At 62.9% G+C, this 16,060-nt stretch carries 18 protein-coding genes and 1 pseudogene; 10 read left to right on the forward strand and 9 right to left on the reverse strand.

What is annotated here, in order from left to right; all coding sequences use genetic code 11:
* The coding region (locus QZ638_RS16420) for a cation:proton antiporter (protein WP_295812709.1) at positions 1-1,018 on the reverse strand (1,018 nt) is incomplete at its 3' end.
* Positions 1,015-1,833 (reverse strand): YiiX/YebB-like N1pC/P60 family cysteine hydrolase, encoded by an 819-nt coding sequence (locus QZ638_RS16425; protein WP_295812712.1) that lies wholly within the window; start codon positions 1,831-1,833, stop codon positions 1,015-1,017. The genes QZ638_RS16425 and QZ638_RS16420, both read right to left, overlap by 4 nt.
* 137 nt (positions 1,834-1,970) lie before the next feature.
* Between QZ638_RS16425 and QZ638_RS16430 the strand changes: the two genes are divergently transcribed.
* The 5 genes from QZ638_RS16430 (at position 1,971) to mbfA (ending at position 6,802) form a co-directional block, all read left to right on the forward strand.
* A complete protein-coding gene (locus QZ638_RS16430) occupies positions 1,971-2,672 on the forward strand; it encodes a CerR family C-terminal domain-containing protein (protein WP_295812714.1) in 702 nt (233 codons plus the stop codon).
* A complete protein-coding gene (locus tag QZ638_RS16435; RefSeq protein WP_295812717.1) occupies positions 2,669-3,622 on the forward strand; it encodes an HlyD family efflux transporter periplasmic adaptor subunit in 954 nt (317 codons plus the stop codon). The genes QZ638_RS16430 and QZ638_RS16435 overlap by 4 nt, the downstream gene beginning before the upstream one ends.
* Positions 3,619-4,536 carry an ABC transporter ATP-binding protein gene (locus tag QZ638_RS16440; protein ID WP_295812719.1) on the forward strand — a complete coding sequence of 306 codons (918 nt, stop codon included), beginning with the start codon at positions 3,619-3,621 and terminating at the stop codon, positions 4,534-4,536. The genes QZ638_RS16435 and QZ638_RS16440 overlap by 4 nt, the downstream gene beginning before the upstream one ends.
* Positions 4,533-5,666: an ABC transporter permease gene (locus tag QZ638_RS16445; protein ID WP_295812722.1), complete on the forward strand. Its 1,134-nt coding sequence runs from the start codon at positions 4,533-4,535 to the stop codon at positions 5,664-5,666. Before QZ638_RS16440 ends, QZ638_RS16445 begins: the two co-directional genes overlap by 4 nt.
* Positions 5,667-5,818: 152 nt before the next feature.
* On the forward strand, positions 5,819-6,802 hold the full coding sequence (gene mbfA, locus QZ638_RS16450; RefSeq protein WP_295812725.1) for an iron exporter MbfA: 984 nt from the start codon (positions 5,819-5,821) through the stop codon (positions 6,800-6,802).
* 7 nt (positions 6,803-6,809) lie between these two features.
* Here the strand turns inward: mbfA and QZ638_RS16455 are convergent, their stop codons facing one another.
* Both QZ638_RS16455 and QZ638_RS16460 read right to left on the reverse strand, forming a co-directional pair.
* Complete coding sequence (locus QZ638_RS16455; RefSeq protein ID WP_295812727.1) at positions 6,810-7,172, reverse strand: antibiotic biosynthesis monooxygenase; 363 nt, start codon at positions 7,170-7,172, stop codon at positions 6,810-6,812.
* Positions 7,169-7,501 carry an NIPSNAP family protein gene (locus tag QZ638_RS16460; protein WP_295812730.1) on the reverse strand — a complete coding sequence of 111 codons (333 nt, stop codon included), beginning with the start codon at positions 7,499-7,501 and terminating at the stop codon, positions 7,169-7,171. The genes QZ638_RS16455 and QZ638_RS16460 overlap by 4 nt, the downstream gene beginning before the upstream one ends.
* Before the next feature lie 360 nt (positions 7,502-7,861).
* Here QZ638_RS16460 and QZ638_RS16465 point away from each other — a divergent pair, with 360 nt between their 5' ends.
* The 3 genes from QZ638_RS16465 to QZ638_RS16475 all read left to right on the forward strand — a co-directional run bounded on the left by QZ638_RS16465 (position 7,862) and on the right by QZ638_RS16475 (position 10,038).
* Positions 7,862-8,545: a winged helix-turn-helix domain-containing protein gene (locus QZ638_RS16465; RefSeq protein WP_295812733.1), complete on the forward strand. Its 684-nt coding sequence runs from the start codon at positions 7,862-7,864 to the stop codon at positions 8,543-8,545.
* Between the two features lie 99 nt (positions 8,546-8,644).
* Positions 8,645-9,691 carry a M20/M25/M40 family metallo-hydrolase gene (locus QZ638_RS16470; RefSeq protein WP_295812736.1) on the forward strand — a complete coding sequence of 349 codons (1,047 nt, stop codon included), beginning with the start codon at positions 8,645-8,647 and terminating at the stop codon, positions 9,689-9,691.
* A 212-nt stretch (positions 9,692-9,903) separates the two neighbouring features.
* Positions 9,904-10,038: a hypothetical protein gene (locus QZ638_RS16475; RefSeq protein ID WP_295812739.1), complete on the forward strand. Its 135-nt coding sequence runs from the start codon at positions 9,904-9,906 to the stop codon at positions 10,036-10,038.
* A 108-nt stretch (positions 10,039-10,146) separates the two neighbouring features.
* On the opposite strand, the gene QZ638_RS16480 is transcribed toward QZ638_RS16475, so the two are convergent.
* From QZ638_RS16480 to dut, 4 genes are all read right to left on the reverse strand, one after another.
* On the reverse strand, positions 10,147-10,506 hold the full coding sequence (locus QZ638_RS16480) for a DUF1850 domain-containing protein (protein ID WP_295812741.1): 360 nt from the start codon (positions 10,504-10,506) through the stop codon (positions 10,147-10,149).
* Positions 10,503-12,620 carry a TRAP transporter permease gene (locus QZ638_RS16485; RefSeq protein ID WP_295812744.1) on the reverse strand — a complete coding sequence of 706 codons (2,118 nt, stop codon included), beginning with the start codon at positions 12,618-12,620 and terminating at the stop codon, positions 10,503-10,505. The genes QZ638_RS16480 and QZ638_RS16485 overlap by 4 nt, the downstream gene beginning before the upstream one ends.
* Before the next feature lie 165 nt (positions 12,621-12,785).
* Positions 12,786-13,742: a TAXI family TRAP transporter solute-binding subunit gene (locus QZ638_RS16490; protein WP_295812747.1), complete on the reverse strand. Its 957-nt coding sequence runs from the start codon at positions 13,740-13,742 to the stop codon at positions 12,786-12,788.
* A gap of 225 nt (positions 13,743-13,967) precedes the next feature.
* Complete coding sequence (dut, locus tag QZ638_RS16495; RefSeq protein WP_295812749.1) at positions 13,968-14,453, reverse strand: dUTP diphosphatase; 486 nt, start codon at positions 14,451-14,453, stop codon at positions 13,968-13,970.
* A 200-nt stretch (positions 14,454-14,653) separates the two neighbouring features.
* Between dut and QZ638_RS16500 the strand changes: the two are divergent.
* Both QZ638_RS16500 and QZ638_RS16505 read left to right on the forward strand, forming a co-directional pair.
* Positions 14,654-15,253 (forward strand): annotated as a pseudogene (locus tag QZ638_RS16500) (GTP-binding protein); the annotation flags it as partial.
* A 114-nt stretch (positions 15,254-15,367) separates the two neighbouring features.
* On the forward strand, positions 15,368-15,619 hold the full coding sequence (locus tag QZ638_RS16505) for a hypothetical protein (protein WP_295812751.1): 252 nt from the start codon (positions 15,368-15,370) through the stop codon (positions 15,617-15,619).
* A gap of 36 nt (positions 15,620-15,655) precedes the next feature.
* Here QZ638_RS16505 and QZ638_RS16510 read toward each other — a convergent pair.
* A partial coding sequence (locus QZ638_RS16510; RefSeq protein ID WP_295812753.1) for an ABC transporter permease occupies positions 15,656-16,060 on the reverse strand: 405 nt, incomplete at its 5' end.

The following is a 16,060-nucleotide window of genomic DNA, read 5'->3' on the forward strand; positions in this document are numbered from 1 at the left end:
GGCGTGCCCGCAAGCCGGTTCGGGTGCCGAGCATGGCAATGAAAACGGGCACCATGCGGATGAGGGTGAGGCTGAGCGCCGCATAGAAAAGCGCTGGGAGGGCCGGCGTTTCGAAGGCTTGCGGCAACATGGCAGCGCCGAACAGGAGGAAGGTGAGATTGGTGAGGATCGAACCCTCCGTCATCGCGAAATTGCTTGCCTTCTCGACCGTTTCGGCCGGCAGGCGCCATCCGAAGGCAAGACCGGCGGAGAATGCGGCGAGAAATCCGTTGCCGCCGACAAGCTCGGCGCCGAGATAGGCCAACCCCGCGAGCCCGACCATGATGGGTGTGCGCCCGGCAGGATTGGACAAGGCCCGGGCGAAGGCGAAATCGGCTGCCAGCGCGCCGAGATAGCCGACGGCGAGGCCGACTAGCGGACCGAGGACCACCTGTTTGAGAAAGAAGGTCGCATGCCCCGCCATCCCTTCACCGCCGCCGGTGTCTGCGGCGAGGGCCAGGGCGATCAAAAGCAAGGGCAGGCACAGCCCGTCATTCAGGCCGCTTTCGACATCCAGAGCCTCGCGCTCGATTTCGGGCAGGCTTTCATTGCCGAAAACCGGTTGCGCCAGCGCCGCGTCGGTCGGAGTCAGCACGATGGCGAGCACCAGCGCACCGAACAGGCCGAGGGCCGGAAACAACGCCATGCCGACGGCGGTTCCGGCAAGGATCGTCAAAGGAATGCCGATGAAGAGAAGCCGCGCGGACAAGAGCGCGGTGGCGCGCTCGGCCATGACGCTCGAGATGCGAATGTTTGCGGCGTCGCGAAACAGAATGATGGCCAGGGTTGCCGTTGCCAGGAACTCGACGACGGCATTGTCCAGCGGCGAAGTGAGCGTGGCATCCGTGAGAAAGAAACCGTAGCCCAGCGCGGTGAACAGCATGGGACCGGAGAGGACGGAGGCTTCGAGCCGGCGCGAAACGAGGGAATAAGCGGTGAAGCAGAGGAATAGAAGCGCAAGCGCCGCATAAGTGCTCATCGGCTCGTTCCTGTGTCTTCCGCCGACCGCTCGCCATGGTCCGGCTCGCGCCAGTTCAGGGTCTTGTAGTCGAAGCCGAAGGCAAGCGTCGGTTTGACGATCGCGAAATAGGGGGAGAGGTCGAAGTCGCGCGGTGTGAACAGGCTGTGATGACGGATCTGCAGGATCTCCTGCCGCGAGTAGGTCGATTCGGCGGAGGCGTGACCCTTCGCTTTCGTGATTTCGGGCAGGATCGGATAACCTACCTTCTGAAACGCCTGGGCGATGAGCGAGGAGCAGATGGCCCGCGTCGGATCGCCCGAGCCGATGGCGATCATGCGCCGGCGCCAGCGCACGGGCACCGGCGGCGTCGGCAGAAAGTAGCGCAGCAGATCGAAGATGTTGCGCATGTCGTAGCGCAGGCCGAGCTTTTCGATCATGAAGCCGACAATGGCGTTTCGGTCGTCGGGGGTCAGTCCGCTCGCCCGGCAGATGCGCGTGTTGTAGGTCTTGTATTTGGATAGCGGCACGGCGATGCAGCCGTCTCCGAGAATGACCTCGACGAGTCGCGGGCGCTCCGAACCGTCCTCGGGTTCCGGCAGTGCGTCCCCCACATAGAGCGCTGCGTGGCTCCAGGTGGATTGGGTCAGATATTTGATCGCCGCCGAGATGCGCTGATTGCCCTCGATGAGGAGAATATCGCCGGGTTGCAGGGTGCGATGCAGCGTTTCCGGATCGGACGGGGTGTAAGGCTGATAGCCGGAGGATTCGCTTTGCAGCCGCCGCGCCAGAAAACGGCCGAACCGGTCGAGCAGGGTGCTGGATTGTTCGCTCATTCGCTCCTGTCCGCGATTCTTGAACCAGTGGCAGGTGGAACTTAGTGGTTTTATCGCTTGGGGCAAACGCCCGAGGCAAACGATCGCCTCCGATTTCCAAGCTTGACTTTATTCAATCGATTGATTAAATCAATCGCATGATACAGAGAAACGACCAGATACCAGGTGCCGCAGGGCGGCTTTCCTCAGCCGATCACACGCGACATTCCCTCGTCCAGGCTGGGCTGAAGCTGTTTGGAGAAAAGGGTTATGACGGTACGACGACACGGGAAATAGCCACGGCGGCAAATGCCAATATCGGCTCCATCTCCTATCATTTCGGCGGCAAGGACGGATTGCGGACAGCCTGTGCCGATCACATCGTCGAGTTGCTGGGCGAGATCGCCGGCAGCGCCCTGAACCTGAAAGCGGATCACGACGCGCCGCTAACACCGGACGAGGCGCGCGCCATGCTCTTGCAGGTGCTCGACACGATGACGGGCTTCATCGCCACGCGGCCCGAGGCCGGGCTGATCGTCAAGTTCGTACTGCGGGAGCTTTCCCATCCCACCGTTGCCCTCGACCGGATCTACGATGGCATTTTCGCGCCGGTCCACAAGCGCTTGTGTGCGGTCTGGGCGGCGGCCACCGGGGAGCCGGCGGAAAGCGAGGAAACCAAGCTCACCGTATTCACACTGATCGGGCAGCTCGTCTATTTCCGCATCGCCAGCGAGGCTGTGCAGCGGCGCATGGGCTGGAACGAGATCGGCGGGCGCGAGGCGTCAGCCATCTCCGCGATCGCCGGCGGCAATCTTGAAGCAATTCTCGCTGCGCGCACGCGTGGGAAGGAAGACTCATGACTATGCTTTGCGCGATCCCCGTTCTTGCCGGGTTGCTTTCGGGATGTGGGACCGAAACTCCACTCGCCGTGGGCTATGTGGAGGGCGATTACGTGCTGCTTGCGCCGACGGAAGTGGGGCAGCTCAGCTCTGTGCCCGTGCGGCGCGGTGCGGTCGTGGATGCCGGCGCGACCGTGGCCGTGATGGATGAAACGGATGCGCGGATCGCCGTGCGTCAGGCAGAGGCGGGCCTTGCCGAAGTCGAAGCCCAGCTCGCCGACCTGAAAGAGGCCAAGCGTCCCGAAGAACTCGCGGTACTGGAAGCCGCGCTCGCCTCGGCGCAGGCAGAGGCGGCGGAGGCCGGACGCGTTCTGTCGCGCACGCAGGATCTGTCTCGCCGGGGCATCGCCACGCAAGCCGAACTGGACAAGGCAAGAACGGCCAAGGAGCTGGCGGACACTAATATCGGCCAGGCCGAAGCGAATCTGGCGGTCGCTCGCCTGCCTGCCCGCGCCGAGACGATCAATGCCGCCGCCAAGCGCCGCGACCAGATGGAGGCCGCTCTGGAACAGGCGCGCTGGCGCTTGTCCGAACGTGTCATCAAAGCACCGGCCGCTGGCCGAATCGACGATGTGATCCGCAATGCCGGCGATGTGGCAGGGCCGTCCGCGCCGGTCGTTTCGCTGCTGCCGGAAGGGGGTGTCAAACTCAAGATCTATGTTCCGGAAGCGGCGTTCTCCAGCTTGCAGCCGGATTCGGTTCTGGCCGTCAATTGCGACGGTTGCGCGCCGGGACTGACCGCGCGCATCTCCTATATCTCTCCGGAACCGGAATTCACGCCGCCCGTCATCTACTCACTCGAGACGCGCCAGAAGCTCGTCTATCTGGTGGAGGCGCGGCCGGACGGCGACGCGAGCAGCCTGCAGCCGGGGCAGATCGTCGATGTACGCCTCAAGGCGGACGAACGATGAACGCCATCGACGTTCATGGCCTGGTCAAGCGCTTTGGCGACAAGACCGTCGTCAACAATGTGACAATGCAGGTCGCCAAAGGCGAGATCGTCGGTTTTCTCGGGCCGAACGGATCGGGAAAGACGACCACGATCCGGATCATGTGCGGACTCCTGACTCCGGATGAGGGCGGCGGCACGGTTCTCGGCTTCGACCTGAGGAGCGAGGGGCTGAAGATCAAAAGGGAAGTCGGCTACATGACGCAGCGCTTCTCCTTTTACGAAGACCTGACCATTGCGGAGAACCTGGCCTTCGTTGCCCGGCTCTACGACCTGAAACCGGTGACAGAGCATGTCGACCGAACGCTGGACGATCTGGGACTTTCTTCGCGGCGAAACCAACTCGCCGGAACGCTTTCGGGCGGCTGGAAGCAAAGGCTGGCGCTTGCAGCCTGCATCATGCACCAGCCCAAACTGCTTCTGCTCGACGAGCCGACGGCGGGTGTCGATCCCAAGGCGCGCCGCGATTTCTGGGACGAGATTCACCGGCTCGCCGCCGACGGTCTGACGGTTCTCGTTTCCACCCACTACATGGACGAGGCCGAGCGCTGCCACCGCATCTCCTATATTTCCTACGGCACCATGCTGGCGACCGGCAGGGTGGCGGATGTGGTGCGGGATGCCGGACTGATCACTTATCTGGTGGACGGGCCGAGGCTCGAAAAGCTCGCCGCCGAACTGAGGCGGCGGCCGGGCGTGGAGCAGGTCGCTCCATTCGGCGCGAGCCTGCATGTGGTCGGTTCCGACGAAGCGGCGCTGAAGGCGGCGCTGGCAGACCTCGAGGAGCGCGACGGCGTGACCGTGACGCGTGGGGAAACCGGACTCGAGGACGTCTTCATTCAGTTCATGGCCAATTCGACGGACAACATGCAATGAATGGCATTTTCTCCCTTGGTCGGCTTGCGGCGCTGCTCATCAAGGAATTCATCCAGATGCGGCGCGACCGCATCACCTTCGGCATGATGCTGGGTGTGCCGCTTATGCAGCTCGTGCTGTTCGGTTATGCGATCAACAACGATCCCAAGGCTTTGCCGGCGGCCCTCGTCTCGCTCAGTCAGGATCATTACAGCCGGGCGATGGTCTCGGCGTTGGAGAATACGGATTACTACCGTTTCGACCACGTGGTGAGAAGTGCCGCGGAAGCCGAGCGGCTGATGTCGAGCGGGACCGTGGTTTTCGTGGTCACCATTCCGTCGGATTTTGCGCGCCGGGTCGATCGTGGCCAGCGTCCGCAGATCCTGATCGAGGCGGACGGCACCGACCCGTCGGTCGCGTCCGGGGCGATTTCAACCTTGAGCACCGTCGCGTCCGAGGCGCTCCTGCGCGAGCGCGGTGTGCCCGCATCGGAGGCGATGCCCGCCGACCGGCTCGAAGTGATCGTCCATCGCCGCTACAATCCCGAGGGGATCTCGCAATACAATATCGTGCCGGGGCTTCTGGGTGTCATCCTGCAGATGACCATGGTGATGATGACCTCTATCGCGCTCACCCGGGAACGCGAGCGGGGCACGATGGAAAACCTGCTCGCGATGCCCGCAAGTCCGCTGGAGATCATGCTCGGAAAGGTGCTGCCTTATCTGGTGGTGGGTGCGGTGCAGGTCGCCGTCATCCTGAGCGCCGCCAAGGTGTTGTTCGGCGTTCCGTTTATCGGCAGCCTTTGGCTGTTGCTCAGCGCTGTCTTGGTCTTCGTCCTCGCGCTCGTTCTGCTCGGCTATACCATCTCTACAATTGCACGTACGCAGATGCAGGCCTTGCAGCTCACCTTTTTCTTCTTTCTGCCGTCGATCCTTCTTTCGGGTTTCATGTTTCCCTTTCGCGGCATGCCCGACTGGGCGCAATGGATCGGTGAAACCTTTCCGCTGACCCATTTCCTGCGCATTATCCGTGCGGTGATGCTGAAGGGGGCGGACCTGCCGGCCGTGGCGTTCGAAACCGGGATCCTCGTGCTGTTCATCTTCATCTATGCAGGGTTTGCTCTGATGCGATTCCGCCGAACGCTGGATTGAGAAGCCGGCTGAAGATGGCCGGGTTCGAGAATCTGACAATCGCCCGTGGCCGAAAAGTGCGCAAAGCTGTTTTTAGAATAATTCTAAACTATTGACGACGGTTCTGCCGTCTCTTATTTTAGAATGGTTCTAAAAAATGGATTGCTTCTGTCATGTTCTCACGTCTCCTGGGTGCTCATCGCCGCCCCTTTTCCTCTCTCAGCGAACAGGAAATTCTGGCACTTGCCGTTTCCTCGGAAGAGGACGATGCCCGCATCTATCGCGCTTACGCCGATGGGTTGCGTGACGCGTTTCCGCATTCGGCTGCCGTGTTCGAGGAGATGGCCGAGGAAGAAGACGGACACCGCGCGGCACTGATCGAGGCGCACCGGGAACGCTTCGGCGAACGTATCCCGCTGATCCGGCGCGAGCATGTGCGCGGCTATTACGACCGCAAGCCCGACTGGCTCGTGCGCCCGCTCGGGCTCGACAAGGTGCGTTCGCAGGCCGAGCAGATGGAGGAGCAGGCGCACCGCTTCTATGTGGAAGCGGCCAAACGGACCGAAGATGCAGGCATCCGCAAGCTTCTGGGCGATCTCGCCATTGCCGAGAAGAGGCATGAATCGCTGGCACATCGGCTCTCCGAAAAGCATCTGGGCGAAGATGAGCGCGCAGAAGAGGAGAAGACCGAGCGCAAGCAGTTCATTCTCACCTACGTACAGCCGGGCCTGGCCGGCCTGATGGACGGTTCGGTGTCGACGCTGGCGCCGATTTTCGCCGCCGCCTTCGCCACGGGCGATACATGGCAAACCTTCCTCGTCGGCCTCGCCGCCTCCATCGGCGCGGGCATCTCCATGGGCTTCACCGAAGTGGCCTCGGACGACGGCGTGATCTCCGGACGCGGTTCACCGATCAGGCGCGGCCTTGCCACCGGTATCATGACGACGGTGGGCGGTCTCGGTCACGCACTGCCCTATCTGATCCCGCATTTCTGGGTCGCGACGATCATCGCCTTCATCATCGTGTTCATCGAATTGTGGGCGATCGCCTGGATTCAGAACCGCTATATGGAAACGCCGTGGAGCCGAGCCACCTTCCAGGTAGTGCTCGGCGGTGCGCTGGTCTTCGCTGCAGGCATGCTGATCGGCAACGCCTGACCGGCATTTATGCCGGCCGGCCACCCGCGTCGTGCATGGCGCGGCTGTCGGCCGGGGCCTCTGCCCGTTCCGTCAGGCCGTAGTCGCGCACGACATGGGCGATGCGCAGTCGATAGCCGGCAAATATGCCGCCGCGTCCGGCCCGTTGCGCCTGCCGGTGTTCTTCGGTGTTACGCCAGGCCCTTACCGCTTTCTCGTCGCGCCAGAAGGACAGCGAGAGAATGCGGTTTTCGTCGTTGAGGCTCTGGAAACGCTCAATGGAAATAAAGCCATCTATTCCGTCGAGAAGCGGTCGCAGGTCCGCGGCGATGCCAAGATAGGCATCGCGCCGACCGTTTGCAGGTTCAACTTCAAAGATCACCGCGATCATGGCCGCACCCACTCGGTATGGGGCGCGGAAGCGAGTTTCAAGAACATGCGGTCCTCCTTCAGGATGAAACGCTCGCGCTTTGCGAACTCGTAATTCGCGCGGCCTTCGGGGCTTGCGGCCAGTCTCGCACGGTAGGCTTCATAGGCCGCAAGACTGTCGACATTGTAGACACCATAACCGGTGGTTGCGGAACCCTCATGCGGTGCGAAGTAGCCGATCAGGCCGGCACCGGCGCGCGGAATGGCCTGCCCCCAATTGCGGGAATATTCCTCGAAGGCCTCCCGCTTGAACGGGTCGATCTCGTAGCGGATGAAACATGTGATGGTCACGGGTGGTGTCCTTTCCTGCCGACATGCTTCGATAAGCATGAAAGCGTTTCTCATTGCTGTTGTGTCAAACTTGCCAGAACGGCTTTGCGCATTCGTGCTCAACACCGCGGTGGCTGACCGATATCGCGAAGTTGGCCGTCGGTGAGCGTGGCGAGGTCACGTCTTTGCCGATGGCGCTCCAAAGTGAGCGCGGGCGGGCGGCGAAACCTTGCAGCCAGGCGAACATCGGCGGGAGACGCCGTGCGGGCCATGTCGAAGGACCGGCCATCGGTCTGCCATATCTCCGCATCGCTCTTCTCCCTGTTCGACGGTCACAGGATAGCGCTTGCCGGACATTAATACTTCGGTTAGCATCGAACTATGAAAGCAGGAACGGACCTCGCTCAGATCGCAAGCCTCGTCGGCGACCCGGCGCGCGCCAACATGCTGGCGGCGCTGATGGGGGGCGCGGCTTTGACAGCAAGCGAACTGGCGCTGGAAGCCGGCGTCACTCTGCCGACGGCGAGCTCCCATCTCGCCAAGCTCACGGATGGCGGGCTTCTGCGAATGACGCGTCAGGGGCGTCACCGTTACTACGCGCTGGCCGATCATCAAGTGGCGGGCATGCTCGAATCGATCATGGGCGTCGCGGCGACGGTGGGGCCGCGAAAGGTGCTGCCCGGCCCGCGCGACAACGCCATGCGCGAAGCGCGTATCTGCTACGATCATCTGGCGGGCGCAGCGGGCGTCGCCATGTTCGACGCGTTTGCCGAACGCGGCTTCATTGCCATCGACAATGAGGATGTGAGCCTGACGGACAAGGGCGCCGGTTTTTTCCGCGATTTCGGGCTCGATATCGAGGCGATGCGAAAGAAGCGCAGACCCGTATGCCGATCTTGCCTCGACTGGAGCGTGCGGCGCGCGCATCTGGCGGGCAGTCTCGGTGCCGGCATGCTCGACCGTTTCATTGCGCTGAACTGGGCGCGCCGGGAAAAGGACAGTCGCGTGATCCGGTTCACGCCGCCGGGACGCGCAGCCTTTGAAAAGATGTTGCGCACCGTCTGAACCAGCGCGAAACGGAGCTGTGGCCGTTTCCTTACGCGCCGCTTTGCGCCATGGTCACCCCTCACCGTTGATTCCAACAAAGCTCTGCCGGGGACACTGATGAACACCGAACTGCTGCGCAGGCTCTGCGAAACGCCGGGTGCGCCTGGCCATGAAACGCGCGTCCGCGCCCTGATCGAAAAAGAAATCGAGGGCCTTTTCGACGAAGTGCGGACCGATGCGATGGGCTCGCTTTTGTGCATGCGTAAGCCACGCAAGAAGAGCAAGGGCGACCCGCTCAAAATCATGCTTCTTTGCCATATGGACGAGATCGCCTTTCTCGTGACCCATGTGACCGAAAAGGGATTTCTGCATCTCGACCCGGTGGGCGGTTTCGACCCGCGCAACCTGTTCTCCCGCCGCGTGCTCGTCTGCACCGAAAGCGGCGACTACAAGGGTGTGATGAACCCATCCGGCAAGCCGATCCACATTCAGAGCGCCGACGAGCGCAAGAAGGTGCCGGAGCCGGGCGAGTTCATCGTCGACATGGGGCTTGGCGAAAAGGCGCGCGAGCTGGTGCAGGTGGGCGACTTCGTGGTGATGGACGAACCATTCCTGGAAATGGGCGAGAAATTCGTGTCCAAGGCGCTCGACAACCGCGTTGCGTGCTGGCTCGGTGTCGAGGCGATACGCGCACTGGAGAAAGCCGGCACGAAGCACGATTGCGAGATACATGTGGCCTTTACGGCGCAGGAAGAAGTGGGTCTGCGCGGCGCGCGCACGGCCGCTTATGCGGTCAAGCCGGATATCGGTCTCGGCATCGACACCACGCTTTCCTGCGATACACCGGGAATCGGCGAGCATGAGGCCGTGACCAGGCAGGGCGAGGGCTTCGGCCTGCATGTGAAGGATTCTTCCTTCATCGCCGATCAGGCGCTGGTGCGCGAGGTCGAGCAGCTCGCCAAGAAAAAGGCGATCCCCTATCAGCGCACGATTCTCGCCCGTGGCGGCCAGGACGGCGCAGCGGCCCAGCAGGCCGCCGCCGGCGCGCGCGCCGTGGGCATTGTGGTGGGCACGCGCTACATCCACACCGTAACCGAGATGGTCGACCGCAACGATCTGCAGGCCGCTCTCGACATCATTGTCGCCTATCTGGGCGAAAACTGAGGCTGAACCACCGCCGCGCGGCGCAAACTGTGGCGCGGCGGCCACAGCTCACAGATTTACTGTAGCAAGACGCGTTTCATGCCATCAAAGCGGCACAAACCGTGGCGATATCCGACCGGCATTCACAGAGCGTTCACCGAGTGGATGCAAGAATGAACCCGCAAACGCAAACAGGCGGTTTTGGAGGAGCCGCCACCGGTTGGACAAGACCCATGGCACTTTTCGTACGTTTTATCGCCGCCCTTCGGAACTTTATCGCGCCGCGCTATCATCCCGAGCGCCACTATATGCGCGGTCCCGGCCCCGCCTGCCAGAAGCGCGGCGGCGGTTCGGCCACGGCGGCCTGAAGGCGCATAGACCGCCTCGTCGTTTCACAGAATCGACGAATCGGTCAAAGCCCTCGCTTTCAATCAGCTCAGAACGGTGAGCCGGTCTCCACTTTTTCTGGAGTCGCTCTAGTCGCAATATCTGACGATTACCGGTTCGCCGGGTTCGGCGCCCAGTTCGTGGCATGCGCCCGCCGCGCACAGACGCCAGCCGGAGTCCGTCGCGCCGGACGCCGCCAGGGCGAGTTCGGCTTGCGGCGGCAGGGATGGGCGGTAGGACCACCAGCCGTTTTCGAGCTGCGCTTCGGATGGCGGCTCCATGCCGGCGCCCGATCCACGCACGCGGGCTTCGACGATCTCGAGCCCGGCAGGCGTTGCCCGCCAGTCTTCCTCCCAGCGAATTTTCTCGACCGAATGCGTCCATGACAGGGTGAAAAGCGCCGCCCCGAGGGTAAGCGCCTTCCCGCCTGCCAAAACGCATATGCTCATTCGCCGGCCTGCGTCTTCTCAGAAGTGTTGGCCGTACGGGTGCGGTACCAGTGCAGGCCGAGGAACAGGACGGCGAGCGCAAAACCGAGTTCGTCGGTGATGGGAAGAGCGGCGATCAGGGTGAAGGCGGCCGCCGCGGCGAGGATACGCTCCCAGGCGGCGAGTTTCGTGCGCATGAAGCCGATAACAGCCGCACCCCACAGCGCAATGGCCAGCAGCGCCTTGAAAACGATGTAGGCGACCGCCGGATAATAGCCCCAGGATTCTGCCAGCGGCCCGCCGTCCTGCAGCATCAGCGCCGGCGTGTAGACTGCCATGAAGGGGATGACGAAGCCCGCAGCAGCCACCTTGATCGCTTCCATGGAGATCTTGAGGCCGTTCTCCTTGGCGATCGGACCGGCGGCGAAACAAGCGAGTGCCACCGGCGGCGTCAAATCCGCCAGAATGCCGAAATAGAACACGAACATGTGGCTGACGATCAGCGGCACGCCGAGCGCCAGAAGAGCGGGGCCGGCAATCGAGGAGGTGATGATGTAATTGGGGATGGTCGGTATGCCCATGCCCAGGATGATGCAGGTGATCATGGTGAGCACGAGCGACAGGAACAGGCTCTTCTCGCCCACCGAAACGATGAACTGGCCGAACGTGTTGGCGACGCCGGTCAGCGTCATGGTGCCGATGATGACACCGACAACGGCGCAGGCCACGCCCACGGGCAGGGCCGTTTTCGCGCCTTCGGCGAGTGCATCCCGGCTGACGATCAGCGTTTTGCGCCCGCCGTCGACAAAGAGGTTGGCGACGATCAGAACGAGCGCGGCAATCAGGATCGCCGTGATGCCGTAGCTGAAGAAACTCGCCGCAACGAGGCCGAGGCCGACCCAGAAGATCACCCGCAGAACCTGGCCTGGGAGGCCGAGCGCCACCGAGCCGCCGAGGATCAGAAGCACCGTCAGCGACAGGCCGATCGTGCCGGCAAAGAGCGGCGTGTAGCCGGTGAACAGAAGATAGACGAGCACGGCCAGCGGCAGGATGAGATACCAGCCTTTTCTCAGCGCGTTGCGCGCTGAAGGAAGCTCGGAACGCGGCAGGCCGTGCAAGCCGTATTTGCCGGCTTCCAGATGCACCATCCAAAAGGCTGAGGCGAAGTAAAGCACGGCTGGGATGATCGCGGCCTTGACCACCTCGTAATATTCGATGCCCAGCGTTTCGGCCATGATGAAGGCCACAGCGCCCATCACGGGCGGCATGATCTGCCCGCCCATTGAGGCCGTGGATTCCACACCGCCGGCAAAGGCCGCGCGATAGCCGAAGCGCTTCATGAGCGGAATGGTAAACTGTCCGGTGGTGACGACATTGGCGACACCGGAACCGGAGATGGTGCCCATCAGGCCGGACGAAATGACCGACACCTTCGCCGCGCCTCCCCGGGCATGGCCGACAAGGCCGAGCGAAACGTCGGTGAAAAGCTTGATCATGCCGGCGCGTTCCAGGAAAGAGCCGAACAGGATGAACAAGAAGATGTAGGTCGCCGAGACGTAGATCGGGATTCCGTAGATGCCTTCCGTTCCATAGGCCATGTGGTCGACGACCTGGCTGAAATCGTAACCGCGATGGTTGAGCGGGGAGGGCAGATATTGCCCGAACAGGCAATAGGCGAGGAAGGCGCCGGATATGATCGGCAGGGCCGGACCCATCAGCACATAGGCGGCGGCGAAGATGGTGATCAACGCGATAACGCCGAACACGATGTCGAGGGGCAATGGGTCCCCGGCGCGCAAGAGCAACGGCTTGTATTCGATATACTGATAGAGCGCCACGGCCACACCGGCGAGCGCCAGCGCCCAGGCCAGCCCCTTGATCGCGGGCGCGCTGTCGCGGGCGTGCGCCACCAGCGGAAAGACGAGCAGTGTGAGGAAGCCGACATGGAAGGCGCGCACGACCTGGCTCGGCAAGCTGATCACATGCGCGGCGGTGGCGATCTGGTAGAGTGAAAACGCGACCGCGATCCAGAAGAGCAGCCGCCCGACGCGGTCCGCGCCGAACTCGCCATGGGTGTGATCGTGCAATTCTGCCTGGGCCGTGCTCGCCGCCTGGCCGGTTTCACTGTTGCTCATTGGGTGCTCCGCTTCCCCATGCTCTTGTCCGGGCTGCACCGATTGTCCGCTCCGGCGCCACGCGGGCGGGAGGGCTCGGCATTTCGGGCCTTCTTGTCACGATCCGGCATCGGAAGGTGACAAGAAGGCCCCGTCGTTCGACGGGGCCTCGCAGGGAAGAAAAGCCTAGAGCAGGCCTTTTTCTTTGTAGTAGCGCTCTGCCCCGGGGTGCAGCGGCAGCGGCAGGCCCTTGGCGCCGTTCTCGGCGGAGATTGCCTTGGCTGCCGCATGGGCGGCCACCATGTCGTCGAGGTTCTCGAAGAGCTGCTTGGTCATCTCGTAGGCGACGTCGTCGGAGACGTCCGAATGCGACACGAGAATGTTGGTGATGGCCAGCGTCGGCACATCCTCGCTCTGGCCCTCATAAGTGCCGGCGGGGATGGTGGCGGCGATGAACGGCGCGCCGAGCGTTTCGGCGACGCTTTCGGGCACCGACACGAGGGTCACCGGCAGCGAAAGCGCCAGATCCTTGATGGAAGCCACGCCGAGACCGGCCGATTGCAGCGTCGCATCGAGCTGACGGTTCTTGATGAGCTCGACGGATTCGCCGAACGGCAGATATTCGGTCTTGCCGAGGTCGTCATAGCTCATGTCCATGGCGCCGAAGATGCGCTGAGCGTTGAGCTCGGTGCCCGATTTCGGCGCGCCGACGGAGAGGCCCTTGCCCTTCAGATCGCCGAATTCCTTGATGCCGGACTCCTGCGAGGCGACGATCTGGATGTAATTCGGATAGATCGCGGCGATGGCGCGCAGCTTGTCGAGCTTCTGGTCGAAACCAGCTTCCGCATCGCCTTCCCAGGCCGATTTGACGGAATCGCCGAGTGCGAAGGCGATCTCGCCACGACCCTGCTGCAGAAGGTTGAGGTTTTCGACCGACGCCTTGGTCGACTGCACCTGGGTGCGCACGCCTTCGATGTTTTCACCGTAGATCTTGGAAAGCTGCGAACCGAGCGGATAGTAGACACCCGACGTGCCACCGGTCAGCACATTGATGAATTCCTGCGCCACGGCGCCGGCAGGCGCAAGACCCAACGACAGCGCCACCGCGCCGGCTGCGAGATACTTTCTGCTTGCGTGCAACATTACGTCTCCTCCACTGTATCGTTTGTTCGGCAGGCTTCAGGACCTGCGCTGTCCCTGACTGTAGACAACCGCGCGCTCTTGCCAACCGGAAAGCGACGGACAAGGGGGCAAACGGCCTGTCAAAGCCGATAATCGGCCAGAAAACGCGACGCAACCCCTCATGGCTCCGCAAAGGGGCTGTGCATCTTATACCAAAGTATAGCGCGGCGGCGGTTGAACCTGGCTTCAGGCAACCCCGGTCGACCCGAAGCCGCCGGCGCCGCGCGCAGTGCCGGCGGCGTGGCTGCGTTCTTCGAGCGTCGCACGGCTCACCGGTGCGATCAGAAGCTGCGCGATCCGCAGACCGCGCGTAATGGCGAAATCCTCTTCGCCGTGATTGACGAGAAGCACCTGCACTTCGCCGCGATAGTCGGCGTCGATGGTGCCGGGCGCGTTGAGGCAGGTGATGCCGTGCTTCAGGGCGAGACCGGAGCGCGGGCGCACCTGTCCCTCGAAGCCTTCGGGCAGCTCCAGGATAAAGCCGGTGGGCACCAGCACCCGCTTGCCCGGCAGAAGCACGATGCGGCGGTCTTCCGGCACCGCGGCGCGCAAATCCATCCCGGCGGCGGCTTCGGTTTCATAGGCCGGCAGAGGCAGGCCCTCGCTGTGCGGCAGGCGGATGATGCCGACGGTGGGGCCGATGACGGGCATGGAGGAAACGGTGTTGGACATGAATCTATCCTGCGCTCTGCAATCCGGGGCGACGGTCACGATCGTTTCCGTCTGGCCCGTTTTGCCGGTGAATTCAACCGCCGCGAGGCTGGCGAAGACATCTCTTCACCATTATATGGGCCGGCGTGTGGCCACTTTCCGTTCGACACGCGCCGTGCCGCTTGTTACAAGCGCCCGGCTTCAAGAAAACCCAGATACAGATGACCGACAAAATCGCCGATGCGGTGTCGCGCCGCCGCACCTTCGCCATCATTTCGCACCCGGACGCGGGCAAGACCACGCTGACCGAAAAACTGCTGCTGTTCGGCGGCGCGATCCAGCTTGCCGGTGAGGTGAAGGCAAAGAAAAACCGCGTCCAGACCCGTTCGGACTGGATGAACATCGAGCGCGAGCGCGGCATCTCCGTCGTGACATCGGTGATGACGTTCGAGTATGGCGATCATGTTTTCAACCTGCTCGACACGCCGGGCCACGAAGACTTTGCCGACGATACGTACCGCACGCTGACGGCTGTCGACAGCGCCATCATGGTGATCGACGCGGCCAAGGGCATCGAACCGCGCACGCTGAAGCTGTTCGAGGTGTGCCGCCTGCGCGACATTCCGATCGTCACCTTCGTCAACAAGCTCGACCGCGAAAGCCGCGATCCCTTCGAGATCCTCGACGAGATCGAACAGAAGCTGGCGCTCGACACCGCGCCCGTGACGTGGCCGATCGGTCGCGCCAAGACCTTCGCCGGGACCTGGAACATGGCCGAGGGCACGATGCGCCGCGACGACGCGCAGATCGAGCCGGTTGATCGTAATCTTCGACGCCGCCGCGACGAGGCGGAGCGTGATTTCGTAGCAGGCAGCGAGCGACGCCAGCAGGATGTCGCCGGAGCACGGCGTGTCTTCGGTGCCGCCCACTGAAGTATGCGCGCCGATATCCAGCTCGACCTCGGATTCGCCTTCGATCGCGATGCGGACCTTGCCGGTCTCGGCGTCGGCTGGGGTGACACTGTGGACGGCAGTCACCTGCCGTCCGCGGGTCGGATCATCCCGGTAGGCGTTTTTCAGTGCCCGCTGCCGGTCCTTGAACGGGACTCGCTTCGCATCGACCTCCCGCTGCGCGTCGAGCGCACGCAGGACCGACTCGGCCACGTTCTCGCCAGCGCTCCGGATTGACGTCTGCCCGTTGTGGTTCCTGGTCATCGGTGACTCCTACGCCTGCCAGGCGTCGGACCAGCGCAGCACCCGGCGCTGCACCAGCCCCAGAAAAATATCAGTGCCCTTGCCGAGCAGCGCCAGCAGGACGATGCTCAGGACGATAATGTCGGCCCGACCGGTGTTTTGCCCATCGGTGAGCAGGAAGCCCAGCCCCTTCGAGGCGCCGATCAGCTCGGCGGCGACGAGGAAGAGCCAACCCTGCGCCAGGCCGATACGCAATCCCGTCAGCAGGGACGGTGCCGCGGCTGGCAGGAGGATGTTCCACGCCAGCGACGGACCGCGCAACCCGTAGGCCTGCCCGACCTCGACCAGCTTGCGGTCGATCTGCTGAATGCCGCCGACCAGCGCCGTGAACACCGGGAAGAAGACCCCGATCGCGACGAGCGTAATCTTCGGCTG

It is taken from the genome of uncultured Nitratireductor sp. (assembly GCF_913053745.1).
Lineage (GTDB): Bacteria > Pseudomonadota > Alphaproteobacteria > Rhizobiales > Rhizobiaceae > Nitratireductor.

Bases quoted from the DNA above. Each gene is read 5' to 3' on its own strand.
- mbfA (WP_295812725.1), top strand. From the start codon at position 5,819: ATGTTCTCACGTCTCCTGGGTGCTCATCGCCGCCCCTTTTCCTCTCTC.
- QZ638_RS16490 (WP_295812747.1), bottom strand. From the start codon at position 13,742: ATGTTGCACGCAAGCAGAAAGTATCTCGCAGCCGGCGCGGTGGCGCTG.
- QZ638_RS16465 (WP_295812733.1), top strand. From the start codon at position 7,862: ATGAAAGCAGGAACGGACCTCGCTCAGATCGCAAGCCTCGTCGGCGAC.
- QZ638_RS16505 (WP_295812751.1), top strand. From the start codon at position 15,368: ATGCGCGCCGATATCCAGCTCGACCTCGGATTCGCCTTCGATCGCGAT.
- QZ638_RS16485 (WP_295812744.1), bottom strand. From the start codon at position 12,620: ATGAGCAACAGTGAAACCGGCCAGGCGGCGAGCACGGCCCAGGCAGAA.
- QZ638_RS16470 (WP_295812736.1), top strand. From the start codon at position 8,645: ATGAACACCGAACTGCTGCGCAGGCTCTGCGAAACGCCGGGTGCGCCT.
- QZ638_RS16435 (WP_295812717.1), top strand. From the start codon at position 2,669: ATGACTATGCTTTGCGCGATCCCCGTTCTTGCCGGGTTGCTTTCGGGA.
- dut (WP_295812749.1), bottom strand. From the start codon at position 14,453: ATGTCCAACACCGTTTCCTCCATGCCCGTCATCGGCCCCACCGTCGGC.
- QZ638_RS16430 (WP_295812714.1), top strand. From the start codon at position 1,971: ATGATACAGAGAAACGACCAGATACCAGGTGCCGCAGGGCGGCTTTCC.
- QZ638_RS16425 (WP_295812712.1), bottom strand. From the start codon at position 1,833: ATGAGCGAACAATCCAGCACCCTGCTCGACCGGTTCGGCCGTTTTCTG.
- QZ638_RS16455 (WP_295812727.1), bottom strand. From the start codon at position 7,172: ATGATCGCGGTGATCTTTGAAGTTGAACCTGCAAACGGTCGGCGCGAT.
- QZ638_RS16440 (WP_295812719.1), top strand. From the start codon at position 3,619: ATGAACGCCATCGACGTTCATGGCCTGGTCAAGCGCTTTGGCGACAAG.
- QZ638_RS16475 (WP_295812739.1), top strand. From the start codon at position 9,904: ATGGCACTTTTCGTACGTTTTATCGCCGCCCTTCGGAACTTTATCGCG.
- QZ638_RS16445 (WP_295812722.1), top strand. From the start codon at position 4,533: ATGAATGGCATTTTCTCCCTTGGTCGGCTTGCGGCGCTGCTCATCAAG.
- QZ638_RS16480 (WP_295812741.1), bottom strand. From the start codon at position 10,506: ATGAGCATATGCGTTTTGGCAGGCGGGAAGGCGCTTACCCTCGGGGCG.